The sequence below is a fragment of the Ancylobacter sp. WKF20 genome (genome assembly GCF_029760895.1).
GTDB lineage: Bacteria > Pseudomonadota > Alphaproteobacteria > Rhizobiales > Xanthobacteraceae > Ancylobacter.
Genome location: NZ_CP121679.1, coordinates 30,681 through 43,868 on the forward strand (window position 1 = coordinate 30,681; position 13,188 = coordinate 43,868).

At 66.9% G+C, this 13,188-nt stretch carries 14 protein-coding genes; 8 read left to right on the top strand and 6 right to left on the bottom strand.

The window, feature by feature from the left end; all coding sequences use genetic code 11:
* Positions 1-34: 34 nt before the first annotated feature.
* The 6 genes from dnaA to AncyloWKF20_RS00170 form a co-directional block, all read right to left on the bottom strand.
* Positions 35-1,450, bottom strand: coding sequence for a chromosomal replication initiator protein DnaA (dnaA, locus tag AncyloWKF20_RS00145; RefSeq protein WP_279318047.1), 1,416 nt, complete (start codon positions 1,448-1,450; stop codon positions 35-37).
* Between the two features lie 1,236 nt (positions 1,451-2,686).
* A complete protein-coding gene (rpsT, locus tag AncyloWKF20_RS00150; RefSeq protein WP_279315971.1) occupies positions 2,687-2,953 on the bottom strand; it encodes a 30S ribosomal protein S20 in 267 nt (88 codons plus the stop codon).
* A 177-nt stretch (positions 2,954-3,130) separates the two neighbouring features.
* Positions 3,131-3,904 (bottom strand): enoyl-CoA hydratase, encoded by a 774-nt coding sequence (locus AncyloWKF20_RS00155; protein ID WP_279315972.1) that lies wholly within the window; start codon positions 3,902-3,904, stop codon positions 3,131-3,133.
* A 9-nt stretch (positions 3,905-3,913) separates the two neighbouring features.
* Positions 3,914-4,813, bottom strand: a complete 900-nt coding sequence (gene mutM, locus AncyloWKF20_RS00160; protein ID WP_279315973.1) for a bifunctional DNA-formamidopyrimidine glycosylase/DNA-(apurinic or apyrimidinic site) lyase — start codon at positions 4,811-4,813, stop codon at positions 3,914-3,916.
* Between the two features lie 72 nt (positions 4,814-4,885).
* Positions 4,886-5,506: an HAD family phosphatase gene (locus AncyloWKF20_RS00165; protein ID WP_279315974.1), complete on the bottom strand. Its 621-nt coding sequence runs from the start codon at positions 5,504-5,506 to the stop codon at positions 4,886-4,888.
* A gap of 9 nt (positions 5,507-5,515) precedes the next feature.
* Positions 5,516-6,034: an invasion associated locus B family protein gene (locus AncyloWKF20_RS00170; protein WP_279315975.1), complete on the bottom strand. Its 519-nt coding sequence runs from the start codon at positions 6,032-6,034 to the stop codon at positions 5,516-5,518.
* Between the two features lie 394 nt (positions 6,035-6,428).
* Between AncyloWKF20_RS00170 and coxB the strand changes: the two genes are divergently transcribed.
* From coxB to AncyloWKF20_RS00210, 8 genes are all read left to right on the top strand, one after another.
* Complete coding sequence (gene coxB, locus AncyloWKF20_RS00175; protein WP_279318048.1) at positions 6,429-7,268, top strand: cytochrome c oxidase subunit II; 840 nt, start codon at positions 6,429-6,431, stop codon at positions 7,266-7,268.
* A gap of 82 nt (positions 7,269-7,350) precedes the next feature.
* Positions 7,351-8,943: a cytochrome c oxidase subunit I gene (gene ctaD, locus AncyloWKF20_RS00180; protein ID WP_279315976.1), complete on the top strand. Its 1,593-nt coding sequence runs from the start codon at positions 7,351-7,353 to the stop codon at positions 8,941-8,943.
* Between the two features lie 128 nt (positions 8,944-9,071).
* Positions 9,072-10,025, top strand: coding sequence for a heme o synthase (locus AncyloWKF20_RS00185; RefSeq protein ID WP_279315977.1), 954 nt, complete (start codon positions 9,072-9,074; stop codon positions 10,023-10,025).
* Positions 10,026-10,050: 25 nt separating this feature from the next.
* Positions 10,051-10,233 carry a hypothetical protein gene (locus AncyloWKF20_RS00190; protein WP_279315978.1) on the top strand — a complete coding sequence of 61 codons (183 nt, stop codon included), beginning with the start codon at positions 10,051-10,053 and terminating at the stop codon, positions 10,231-10,233.
* A gap of 6 nt (positions 10,234-10,239) precedes the next feature.
* Positions 10,240-10,857: a cytochrome c oxidase assembly protein gene (locus AncyloWKF20_RS00195; RefSeq protein ID WP_279315979.1), complete on the top strand. Its 618-nt coding sequence runs from the start codon at positions 10,240-10,242 to the stop codon at positions 10,855-10,857.
* A gap of 117 nt (positions 10,858-10,974) precedes the next feature.
* Positions 10,975-11,820: a cytochrome c oxidase subunit 3 gene (locus tag AncyloWKF20_RS00200; protein ID WP_279315980.1), complete on the top strand. Its 846-nt coding sequence runs from the start codon at positions 10,975-10,977 to the stop codon at positions 11,818-11,820.
* A gap of 157 nt (positions 11,821-11,977) precedes the next feature.
* Complete coding sequence (locus tag AncyloWKF20_RS00205) at positions 11,978-12,364, top strand: DUF983 domain-containing protein (RefSeq protein ID WP_279315981.1); 387 nt, start codon at positions 11,978-11,980, stop codon at positions 12,362-12,364.
* On the top strand, positions 12,361-13,134 hold the full coding sequence (locus AncyloWKF20_RS00210; RefSeq protein ID WP_279315982.1) for an SURF1 family protein: 774 nt from the start codon (positions 12,361-12,363) through the stop codon (positions 13,132-13,134). The genes AncyloWKF20_RS00205 and AncyloWKF20_RS00210 overlap by 4 nt, the downstream gene beginning before the upstream one ends.
* The last annotated feature ends 54 nt before the right edge of the window (positions 13,135-13,188 follow it).

The following is a 13,188-nucleotide window of genomic DNA, read 5'->3' on the forward strand; positions in this document are numbered from 1 at the left end:
GCATGCCGCCTCCCCGGCGACGAGAGGCCTGCGCCTACTCGTCGCTGACGAGGCGCTTCAGCGTCTCGATCTCGTCGGCCACCGCGCGGTCGCTGCCGACGAGGCCCTCGATCTTGCGCACGGCGTGGAGCACCGTGGTGTGGTCGCGGCCGCCGAAGCGCCGGCCGATTTCCGGCAGCGAGCGCAGGGTCAGCATCTTGGCGAGGTACATCGCGATCTGGCGCGGCTTCACCACATTGGCGGTGCGGCGCTGCGAAAGGATGTCGGCGCGGGTGACGTTGTAGTGCTTGGCGACGATGCGCAGGATGTCGTCCACCCGCACGCGCTTGGGCTCGGAGGAACGCACGAGGTCGCGCACGGCGGTCTCGGCCATTTCCAGCGTGATGGCGCGGGAGGTGAGCTGGTTATGCGCCAGAAGCCGGTTCAGCGCGCCGTCAAGGTCGCGGCCGTTCTGGCCGCAATTGCGGGCGATGAAGCTCAGCACGTCCGGCGGCACGTTGAAGCCGGGATGCTGCTGGGACAGGGCGGCGACGCGGGCGGCGAGGATCTCGACACGCAGCTCCTCGTCGAGTGGCGCGATCTCCACGACCAGACCACCGGCAAGGCGCGAGCGCACGCGCTCTTCCAGCGCGTCCAGCTCCGCCGGCGGGCGATCAGCGGCGATCACAACCTGGCGGCCGGAATCCATCAGCGCGTTCAGCGTGTGGCAGAACTCCTGCTGCACGCTCTTGCCCTGCAGGAACTGCAGGTCGTCGATCACCAGCGTGTCGATGCCGCGCAGCTGTTCCTTGAAGGCGATGGCCGACTGGGTCTTCAGCGCGGCGACGAAGCCATACATGAAGCGCTCGGCCGTGAGGTACACGACGCGGCGGCCATGCTCCGGCCCGGCAGCGGCAATGGCCTGCAAAAGGTGCGTCTTGCCGAGGCCGACCGCGGCGTGGAGATAGAGCGGGTTGAACACCGGACCGCTGCCCGAGGGCGCGGCCGCGACCTTGAGCGCCGCCGCATGGGCGAGGCGGTTGGAATCGCCGAGCCGATAGGCCGCGAAGGTGAGGCGCGGGTCGAGCGGCGAGCCCCCGGCGACATCGCCCGAGGTGGTGGCCGGCGCGACGGGCGCGCTGGCGGCAAGGCGCGGCTCCGCCGCCGGGCGGACCATCGGCGTCGCCGCGACGCGCACGGGCGCGTTCGGCGCCCGCATCATGGCGGTGCGCACAATGAGGTCGACGCGGCCGACGCCCATTTCCTCAAGCCACAGCGTGGAAAGGCGCTCGATATAGTGCTGCTGGATCCAGGTCTTCAGGAAGCGGGTGGGCACCGAGAGGCGCACCGTGTCGCCAAAGATGCCGTCGAGCTCGAGGCGCGGGAACCAGCTCGAATAGACCTCTTCGCCGATCTCGGCGCGCAGGCGCCGGCGCACCTTTTCCCAGGCATCGCGGGGGGCGGTATCCAAATCGACAGAAGGGCCGGAGGCGGTTACCGGACCGGGAAAGGCTCCGCTGTCCGAAGACTGGAGGCTATTGGATTTGAACATCGTCGCTCCGCTGGTTTTTTGCGGTTCTTGGGAAGGCAAAGACATGGACCCACCACGGCCGAAGCACCGTGCGAGCACGGCAGGGCCGAGAGTGTCCAGGAACGTTGCCGATGGAAAGTGATGGCCGTCTGGGCCGCGGATGGCTGTCTAGCTTGTGAGATCAGCAGCGCGGCCGGACACGGGCGCGGTCAGGTCGGAGGCCCTGCCTCCGGCGACCGGGAACAAGCGCAGAAATCCAGAGGCTCGATCACCTCGCCGGTCGATGCCGGCCGGCTGCGGAGCAGCCCTGATCCTGAATCTCCGTTCACGCTCATTCGCGCAGTCATAGCAGCCCCTTCGCGGCAATTGTATTGCCGTCCCCGTCTCAAGATATCGTTTTTTGAAATTCTACTGGAAACAAACGCGGATAAAACTCATTCCGCCAAGTCTGCTCCTGACATGCCTGCCCCTGTCGCAGAACATGTCATGTAATGGCTGGCCATCTGAGGCCGTGCCGCGAGGAGCGGTAGTAAAACAGCCACGCAACTACCCCCTCACGCCGGAATGAGTTGAACCTAAACTCAACTTTTCGCTGAAGTGCCCGGCAGAACCGGATGACCACACCATACACAGGGCCCCCCCGTGGTGCAACGCCGTTGGCGGGTGAGGGGTGGCTCGCAGGGGCGAATCGACTGCCCAAATTTAGACCATCAGTCGGCAAATCTCTGACTCGCTTGCAAGATTCCCCGGTGCACCATGACGGGTGTTTCCTCACCTATTTTTCGCCCTCCGGTGAGGCAGGGGTGACCGGGTGCGGCGATTCCGGAGGCGCCGTAGGCTGTGGGATACAAGCATATGAAATAAAAGGAGAATTTCTGCGCGCCCGAGTCCGGGGTAGGCGGCCTTTTGGGGCGATTCGCCCCTGCGCCGGGCGGTCGGGTGAGTCAAGCGCCGCCGCCTGTGCATCTCGTGAATCATCCACATCCAACGGCGTGATGTGACGGATTTGCAACGCTGCCATGACGCCGCCGCGCCGCCGCGAAGCGGCGTGTGCACTTGCTGCACAGAGGCGGCCCGGCCCCGGCTGGGGCGGCTTTGCACAGCGCCAAAATGCAAAAAGCCCGGCGCGGGCGCCGGGCTTGCAAACTACTTGAAGTTGCTTTGCGTCGGGGGCCGTCAGGCGCCGAGCTTGGCCACGCGGCTGGCAAGGCGGGAGACCTTGCGCGACGCGGTGTTCTTGTGGAGCACGCCCTTCTGGGCAGCCCGCATGATCTCCGGCTCGGCCACCTTGAACGCGGTGGTCGCAGCTTCACGATCGCCGGTGGCGAGCGCGTCTTCGAGCTTACGCACAAAGGTCCGCATCCGCGAGCGGCGGTTCTTGTTGACCTCGGTACGGCGCTCGATCTTGCGAGCCGCCTTCTTGGCGGAGGGCGTATTGGCCATCGGCCGTCCTCTTCATCATCGCAAGCCCGGTACGAACCGTTACTTGCCAGAATTTGGTTGCAAAAGACAAAGCGGAGCCAACCCGGAGGAGCCCCGCGCGAGTGGCGGGCTTATAGTCGGCGCCCGCCGCCACGTCAATACGTAAGCGCCAGGCCAGCCCCTCTGGCAACGCTTCCTTTACCCATTGGTGAAGGAAGCAGAACGCTTTTCGACGAAAGCGGCCATGCCTTCCTTCTGGTCGGCGGTGGCGAACAGGGCCTGGAACAGCCGGCGCTCGAATCGGATGCCCTCGGCCAGCGTGGTCTCGAAGGCGCGGTTGACGCTCTCCTTGGTCATCATCACCGAGGCCAGCGAGAGGCCGGCGATGGTGTCGGCGACCTTCATCGCCTCGCTCTTCAGCTCGGCCAGCGGCACAACGCGTGAGACGAGGCCGTAGCGGTCAGCATCCTCCGCCGTGAGCTGGCGGCCGGTGAGGCACATCTCCATCGCCTTGGCCTTGCCGATGGCGCGGGTGAGGCGCTGCGAGCCGCCCGCGCCGGGCATGATGCCGAGCTGGATCTCCGGCTGGCCGAAGCGGGCATTGTCGGCGGCGAGGATGATGTCGCACATCATGGCGAGCTCGCAGCCGCCGCCCAGCGCGTAGCCCGCCACGGCGGCGATCACCGGCTTGCGGCAGCGCGACAGCCGCTCCCAGGAGGTGATGAAGTCCTCCGTATAGGTGGCGGGGAAGCCGAGCGCCTGCATCTCCTTGATGTCCGCACCGGCGGCAAAGGCCCGCTCGGAGCCGGTGAGGACGATGCAGCCGATGCCGGCATCCGCCTCGAAGCCGTCCAGCGCCCGCGCCAGTTCGGCGATCAGCGCCCCGTTAAGCGCGTTGAGCGCCTTGGGCCGGTTCAGCGTGACGATGCCGACCCGGCCATTGGTCTCCACCAGGATGTTGTCATAGGCCATGGGCGTTCCCTAGCGTTGGCAGGATGCACAATAGAAGGTGGAGCGCCCGCTCTGCACAAGCCGGGCGATGGTGCCCCGGCAGCCCGGCGTGAGGCAGGGCGCGTGCTCGCGGTCATAGGCGCGGAAGGTGTGCTGGAAATAGCCGAGCGTGCCATCGACCTGCGCATGGTCGCGCAAGGTGGAGCCGCCGGCCGCGATGGCCTCCTCCAGCACGAGGCGGATGGTCTCGACGAGCCGGCGCGTGGCCGCCGTCGGCTTGCCGGTCGCGGTCACCAGCGAGGCGGCGAGCCGATCCGGCGCGATGCCGGCGCGGTGCAGCGCCTCGCACACATAGATGTTGCCGAGCCCCGCCACGACCTTCTGGTCGAGCAGCGCCGCCTTGATCGGCGTGCGCCGCCCCGCCAGCGCGCGGGCGAGGCCCTCGGCGTCGAAGGCATTGCCGAGCGGCTCCGGCCCCAGGGCGGCGAAGAGCGGGTGGCTCTCCAGCGCCGTGCGCGCGGTGAGCAGCATGGCGCCGAAGCGACGGGGATCGTTGTAGACGACCTCATGCCCGCCCTCGAGGCGGAACACCACATGGTCATGCGCCTCCGCCTTGGAGCGCGGCAGGTGGAAATCGCCGGGGACCACGGCCGGGGCGTGCGCCTCCTCAATGCGGAACGAGCCGGACATGCCCAGATGCATCACCAGCACCTCCGCCTCGCCCGTGGGGCCGGCATCGAGATCGGCCAGCAGGTACTTGGCTCGCCGTCCGAGGCTGATGATGCGACGGCCGGTCAGCCGCTCGGCGAAGCGCTCGGGCAGCGGCCAGCGCAGATCGGGCCGGCGGGCGATGGCCTCGCGGATGAGGCGGCCCTCCATGACCGGCGCGAGGCCACGGCGGACGGTTTCGACCTCGGGAAGCTCGGGCATGGGTTTCCTGCTGGCGCGCGGGTTTTCTGCTGACGCGCACTGGCGCGTCCACGGCTCGCGGTGACGGTCCCTCTATATAAGAGAGAGAGCGTCGAGGAACGAGCGCAGCTCGCCGGCGCTGCGGAAGCTGTGGCCCGTGAGGCCCGCCGCGCGGGCGCCTTCGATATTGACGGGCTTGTCGTCGATCATCGCGGCTTCGGCAGGCGCGACGCCGTAGCGGGCGGCAAGCCGGGCATAGATCGCCGGGTCCGGCTTCTTGGTGCCGAACTCGGCGGCGACATGCATGGCCGAGCCGAACACGGCCCGCAGCTCCGGCACCAGCGCGTCGAAATGCTCGCCCATGATGAAGCCGTTATTGGTCAACAGCGCCAGCGCGGCCTTGTCCTTGACGGCCTGCGCGAGCGCGACCGCTTCCGGGTCCAATGTCATGGCGAGGGCGCGGGTGCGGAACCAGTCCGCGCGCCCGAAGGGAATACCGAGCGCCTGGGAGCAGGCGGCAAGGTAGGCGTCCGCCGACAGCCTTCCCGCGTCGGAGGCGTCCTCTATGCCGCTGTCCCAGATGAGACGCGCCACCTCATCGACCGTCAGCCCCGCCATCGCGGCGATAGCGGATTGCCGCGCCTCGACGTCGTAGTGCAGCAGCACGTCGTCCATGTCGAAGATGACGAGACGGATGGGGGAGGGGAGTGCCATCGCCGCGCCTCAGGGAAGCGCGTCGAAGCCCTCGCCAAACCCCTTGAGGCTGAGCGGGATGCCGATGCCTTCCTCAGGCGTCTGGAAGACGATGAAGGTGGCGTTCTGGCCGTTGCGGAGCTGGTTGATCAGCTTGTCGTCCATCACGACCTCGGCGACGCAGCCATTGGGCACGCAGCGCACGAAGCCGGCGCGGCCGACATCCGTGTCGTCGATCTTGAGGCCGAGGCCGGAAGGCAGCAGCACGCCGAGCGGGGCGAGCACGCGCAGAAGGCGGCTCTGCTGGTCGGCTGTCTTCAGCACGATGACGGTGAGGCCGACATTTGGCCGGTCATCGGCCTGCACGCTTTGCAGCAGCACGCACTGCTCGGACTGCGCACCGGGCGGTGTGTCGCAGCGAATCTGCCACTCACCATGGACCGAACGCACGACCCCCTGCGCCTGCGCCCCGCCGCTGGCCACCGCCATAAGGGCGAAGGCAGCGAAGGCCGCAAGAAAGGACGAACGGAGGGCCGCGAAACCGCGCATGGGCTGTCTCCCGAATAACTGACTGAGGAGTCTTCTAAAGAATCGCCACGGCGGGACAAGGCGAATCGTGCGTGAGCTGCGTATGAGCAGCACAGGAGGGGTGCCGGGCACCTCGCATCACATGCGTGTCAACAATGCGGCAGAGCAAGCCTTGCCCCAGCGGCATTGCAGATAGAACGGTTCCAGGCACCCGACGTCATGTCGCAGGAGCAGAAGGCCCCAGGCGCGTTGCCCGCGTGTTCTTTTTGTGTTTGATGAAGATCAAATGCCACTGGCCCGACGGGCGGCTTGGTTGTGCCTAGGCCGGGGTACAGGGGAGTTGATGGGAGTGACGATCGCGATGAAATCGTGGATCCGCAACGCTGGACGCACCGCCGCAGGCTTTATCGGTGCAATGGTCGCCGCGCTGGGCCTGACGCTTGTCGCCATGGGCGGCGCTGTCGCCGGCACGGGCCAGCCTTCGCCGTGGCAGATCAACCTGCAAGGCGCGGCCTCGCCGGTGATGGAGACGATGCACTCCTTCCACGCCTTCCTTCTCGCCATCATCGTGGCGGTGGTGCTGCTGGTGCTGGTGCTGCTGATCATCGTGGCGGTGAAGTTCAACGAGAAGGCCAACCCGGTGCCCTCGCGCACCACGCATCACACCCTGATCGAAGTGGTGTGGACCGTGGTGCCGGTGCTGATCCTGGTCGCCATCGCCATTCCGTCCTTCCGGCTTCTGTTCCAGCAGCTCGACATTCCGAAGGCGGACCTGACGGTCAAGGTGACCGGCCACCAGTGGTACTGGTCCTATGAGTATCCCGACAACGGCCAGTTCAGCTTCGACAGCCTGATGGTGCAGACCGCCGACCTCCAGCCTGGCCAGCCGCGTCTGCTCGCCGTCGACAACGAGGTCGTGGTGCCGGTCGGCAAGATCGTGCGCATCCAGGTCACCGCGGCCGACGTCATCCACTCCTTCGCCATGCCGTCCTTCGGCGTGAAGATCGACGCCCTGCCGGGCCGGCTCAATGAGAGCTGGTTCCAGGCCACCAAGGAAGGCGTCTATTATGGCCAGTGCTCGGAACTGTGCGGGCGTGACCACGCCTTCATGCCGATCGCCATCCGTGTCGTGAGCGAGGCCGACTTCGCCACCTGGGTGGAGGATGCCAAGAAGAAGTTCGCGTCGGCCGACCAGCCGGCCCGCGTCGTGGCGCAGAACGAGGTCGTTCCCGCCGGCGCGGCCGAGGCGCGCTGAGCGCCTCTCCCACGGGGCGCCGGTCGCCCCGTGCAATCAGAGTTTCGGTGCGTGTGAAAGCGCGCGAATGAGGGACGGTTCCATGGCATACGCAGCCGGTCACGCGGGCGATCCGACGGGTTGGAAGCGCTGGGTCTATTCGACCAACAACAAGGACATCGGTGTGATGTACCTGATCTTCGCCATCGTGGCGGGGATCGTGGGCGGCATCCTCTCGATCGGCATCCGTGCCGAGCTGCAGGAGCCGGGTCTCCAGATCTTCTCCGATCCGCAGACCTTCAACGTCTTCACCACCGGCCATGGCCTGATCATGATCTTCTTCATGGTCATGCCGGCGATGATCGGCGGCTATGGCAACTATTTCATTCCGTTGATGATCGGCGCGCCGGACACGGCCTTCCCGCGCATCAACAACGTTGCCTTCTGGCTGCTGCCGCCGTCCTTCGCGCTGGCGATCCTCTCCCTGTTCGTCGAAGGCGCGGCCGGCTCCAACGGCTTCGGTGGCGGCTGGACGATCTACCCGCCGCTCTCCTCCAAGCTCGGCCACCCCGGCCCGGCGATGGATCTGCTGATCCTCTCGCTGCACATTGCCGGCGCGTCCTCGATCCTCGGCGCGATCAACCTGATCACGACGATCCTGAACATGCGCGCCCCCGGCATGACGCTGCACAAGATGCCGCTCTTCGCCTGGTCGCAGCTCGTGACCGCCTTCCTGCTGCTGCTGTCGCTGCCGGTTCTGGCGGGCGCCATCACCATGCTGCTGACGGACCGCAACTTCGGCACGACCTTCTTCGATCCGGCCGGCGGCGGTGACCCGATCCTGTTCCAGCACCTGTTCTGGTTCTTCGGTCACCCCGAGGTGTACATCCTCATCCTGCCGGGCTTCGGCATCGTCTCGCACATCGTCTCGACCTTCTCGAAGAAGCCGATCTTCGGCTATCTCGGCATGGCCTATGCGATGGTAGCGATCGGCGTCGTCGGCTTCGTCGTGTGGGCGCACCACATGTACACGGTCGGCCTGTCCTCCTCGACGCAGGCCTATTTCGTGGCCGCCACGATGATCATCGCGGTGCCGACGGGCGTGAAGATCTTCTCCTGGATCGCGACCATGTGGGGCGGGTCCATCTCGTTCCGCGTGCCGATGCTCTGGGCGATCGGCTTCATCTTCCTGTTCACGGTCGGCGGCGTCACCGGCGTCGTGCTCTCCAACGCCGGCATCGACCGCGCGCTGCACGACACCTATTACGTCGTGGCGCACTTCCACTACGTACTCTCGCTCGGCGCGGTCTTCGCGATCTTCGCCGGCTGGTACTACTGGGCGCCGAAGATGTTCGGCTACATGTACAGCGAAGGCATCGGCAAGCTGCACTTCTGGCTGACCTTCGTGGGCGTGAACCTCGTGTTCTTCCCGCAGCACTTCCTCGGCCTCGCCGGCATGCCGCGCCGCTATGCGGACTACCCGGACGCGTTCCACGCCTGGAACTTCATCTCCTCGATCGGCTCGTACATTTCGGGCTTCGCGGTGCTGGTGTTCCTGTACGGCGTGTACCGCATGTTCGCCGCCAAGGTGCCGGCGGGTGCGAACCCGTGGGGTGAAGGCGCGACCACGCTGGAGTGGACCCTGCCGTCCCCGCCGCCCTACCACCACTTCGACGTCCTGCCGAAGATCAAGTGATCGGCTGGATGTGACGTGACTGGCCTCCGGCGGCTGGCCGCCGGAGGCTCCCCACCCCGACTGGACGTGCCTTTCCACCGTGCCGACCCGCAGCGACGCATCGCCACGCGCGATGCCGGAGTGACCTGATGACCGACCTCGCCTCGCGCGATTACGACCTGACCCGCACGGAGCAGCGCCCGCTCGAGGCGCCGCACTATGCGTCGGTGTCGGACTATGTCGCGCTGCTGAAGCCGCGCGTGATGTCGCTCGTTATCTTCACCGCGCTGGTGGGTATCGTGCGCGCGCCGGGCGACGTGCATCCGGTGATCGCCTTCACCGCCCTGCTGTGCATCGCCATCGGCGCCGGCGCGTCGGGCGCGCTGAACATGTGGTGGGATGCCGACATCGACGCGGTGATGAGCCGCACCAAGAACCGCCCGGTTCCCTCGGGGCGCGTGGCGCCGGGTGAGGCGCTGGCCTTCGGCATGACACTGTCCGTCGGTTCGGTGCTGGTGCTCGGCCTCTTGGTCAATGAGCTCTCGGCCGCGCTGCTCGCCTTCACCATCTTCTTCTATGCCGTCATCTACACGATGTGGCTGAAGCGCTGGACGCCGCAGAACATCGTCATCGGCGGTGCCGCCGGCGCCTTCCCGCCCATGGTCGGCTGGGCCGCGGCCTCGGGTGGCATCGGGCTGGAGAGCGTGCTGCTCTTCCTCATCATCTTCTTCTGGACGCCGCCGCATTTCTGGGCGCTGGCGCTCTACAAGTCCGGCGACTATGCGCGCGCTGGTGTGCCCATGCTGCCCGTCGTGGCCGGTACCGCCGAGACGCGCCGCCAGATCCTGCTCTACACGCTCATCCTCGTGCCGCTGGCCATGTCGCCCTTCTTCCTGGGCATGGCGGGCCTCGCCTATGGTGTCGTGTCGGGTGTCACGGGTGGTCTCATGCTGCTGCTCGCCATCCAGGTCTATCGCCGCCGCGAGGGTGCACCGGCAGAGCAGGCCGCCAAGCGGCTCTTCGCCTTCTCCATCCTTTATCTTTTCCTGCTCTTCGCCGTCCTCCTCATCGAGGCCGTCGCGCCGGCCGGGTTCGGGCTGTGAGCACATGGCACGGGGAGGAACGGTGATGGCAGACAAGGACAAGCGGCCCCGGCCTGAGAATGAGGGTGTCGTGCTCACCGACGAGCAGAAGCGCCGCCGTCGCCAGCGTTCGGTCGCCATCGCCGCCGTTCTCGCGGCGCTCTGCGTGCTTTTCTACGTCGTCACCATCGTGAAGCTCGGCCCGGCCGTGCTGATCCGGCCGCTGTGAGGCGTCATGGCGAACGAACCCGACATCCACACCGCTGAACCCGCCCCACGGGCCAGCACGCCGCGCAGCCACCGCATCGTCGCGCTGAGCTGCGTCGCCTTCGTCGCCACGATGGTGGGCGCGTCCTATGCGGCGGTGCCGCTCTACGAGATGTTCTGCCGCGTGACCGGCTTCGGTGGCGCAACGGTCGTCGCTGCCGCCGCGCCCGCCGAGACGCTGGAGCGGACGGTCGAGGTCCGCTTCGACGCCAATGTCGCGCCGGGCCTGAACTGGAGCTTCGCCCCGGAAATGCGCTCCATGCAGGTGCGCGTCGGCGAAACCAAGCTCGCCTATTACCGCGTGAAGAACCGCGGCACGACGCCCGTCACCGCCGCCGCCACCTATAATGTGACGCCCGCCCAGTCCGGCCCCTATTTCGCGAAGATGCAGTGCTTCTGCTTCACGGACCAGACGCTGCAGCCGGGCGAGAGCCTCGACATGCCGGTCATCTTCTTCGTCGATCCCTCGCTGGCCGAGGATCCGGAGATGAAGGCCCTCAAGACGATCACCCTGTCCTACACCTTCTTCCCGAAGGCGGCTCCGGTCGCCGCGGGCAAGCCGGAGCCGGGCAAGACCCCCTTGTGACCCGCACGGTCCCCGCGCCGGGGACAATGCGCGGACGCGACGTGATGCGAGCAGAACGCCACCTTGCCGCCACCCCGGTGACGGCGCGAGAATAAGACCGAACGGAGAGCGCGACCCATGGCCGAGGCCCACGCGAAACACCACGACTACCATCTCGTCGACCCGAGCCCGTGGCCCTTCGTCATCTCGGTCTTCGCCTTCGTCATGGCGGTCGGCGCGGTCTTCTGGATGCATGGCCAGCTCACCTCGCTGGTCATGATCGTCGGTCTGCTCGGCATCATCTACACGATGATCGTCTGGTGGCGGGACATCATCCGCGAGGCCGAGCACCAGCACGCGCACACGCCGGTGGTTCAGCTCCATCTGCGCTACGGCATGATCCTGTTCATCGCCTCCGAGGTGATGTTCTTTGTGGCGTGGTTCTGGGCGTTCTTCGACGCCTCGCTCTTCGCCGGCGAGGCGATCAACTACACCCGCGCCGAGTTCACTGGCGGGCACTGGCCGCCGACCGGCATCGAGGTGTTCAACCCGTGGCACCTCCCGCTGCTGAACACGCTGATCCTGCTCACCTCCGGCACCACGCTCACCTGGGCGCACCACGCGCTCGTCCATGGTGACCGTCAGGGCGCCAAGTGGGGCCTGTGGCTTACGGTCGGCCTCGGCTTCATCTTCTCGCTGCTGCAGGCCTATGAGTACAGCCACGCCGCCTTTGCCTTCTCGGGCAACATCTATGGCGCCACCTTCTTCATGGCGACCGGCTTCCACGGCTTCCACGTCATCGTCGGCACCATCTTCCTCGCCGTGTGCCTGGGCCGTATCTATGCGGGCCACTTCACGCCGACCCACCATTTCGGCTTCGAAGCGGCGGCCTGGTACTGGCACTTCGTCGACGTGGTGTGGCTGTTCCTGTTCACCTTCATCTATGTGTGGGGCGCGGCCGGCGCGGCTGCTGCCGCTGCCTGAGGGTGACCCCATCGCGTGAGATCAGGGCGGCGAGAGCCGCCCTTTTCTTTTGGCCCGAGCGCGAGCCGTTGCCGCGCGGGCAACCCTGCCTGCGGCATAGCGGCAGGGCCGATGGTCGGGATTTCACTTCTGCCGCCAAGCGGAGTAGAAGCCGGACATGGACCTGCAACCGTTCCATTCGGGCGTCTCGCCCTATCAGGCCGGCTTCACCTGCCGCTGTCCGCGCTGCGGGCGGGGCAAGCTGTTCAACGGCTTCCTCACCGTCGCACCAAGCTGCGAGTCCTGCGGTCTCGACTACAGCTTCGATGATTCCGGCGATGGCCCGGTGGTCTTCATCATCCTGCTCGCCGGCTCGCTCGTCGTGGGGCTGGCGCTCTGGGTGGAGATCGCCTTCGCCCCGCCCTTCTGGGTCCATGCCGTGCTCTGGACGCCGCTCGTGCTGATCTCGACGCTGGGCCTGCTCCGGCCGCTCAAGGCGACGATGATCGCCCTGCAATACGCCAAGAAGGCCCAGCAGGGCCGCCTCGATTCGGGTGATGCGTGACGTCCACTGCTGCCAACTCTGGGGCCAAGAGACCAGCCTCGCCGCTGCGCCGCCTCCTGCCCGTCAGTCTGGTGGTGCTCGCGGCCTTCCTCGTGCTGACGGGTCTCGGCACCTGGCAGTTGGAGCGGCTCGCCTGGAAGCAGGATCTCATCGCCAAGGTTGAGGCGCGCATCCACCAGCCGGTGCAGCTTGCGCCGGAAGAGGCGGACTGGCCGGCGATCGCCTTCGAGGCGGATGAATACCGCCCCGTACAGGCGCAGGGCCGCTTCCGGCACGATCTCGAGGTTCAGGTCTATGCGCTGGTGGACAAGACGTCCGACGGCGGGGGCGGGCCCGGCTATTGGGTGGTGACGCCGCTCGAAATGGCGGATGGGGCGACGATCCTCGTCAATCGCGGCTTCGTGCCGCTCGACCGGCGCGATCCCGCCAGCCGGGCCGAGGGGCAGGTGCCCGGCCTCGTCACCGTCACCGGGCTGCTGCGCATGCCGGAGGAGGCCGGGCTGTTCACCCCGGGCAACGAGCCGGAGAAGAACAGCTGGTTCGTGCGCGATCCCGTCGCCATCGCCGGGGCCAAGGGCCTGCTGCGCGTCGCGCCCTTCCTCATTGACGCGGATGCGACGCCCAATCCGGGCGGGCTGCCGCAGGGCGGGCTGACCCGTCTCAGCTTCTCGAACCGGCATCTGGAATATGCGCTGACATGGTACGGGCTTGCGGCAACGCTGCTGGGCGTGTTCGCCGCCTATGCCTGGCCGCGCCTGCGCCGGGGTTGACCGACGCCGCGTCGCGCTTGCCTCGCGCCCGCCGCACCACTAGTTTGCCGCGAC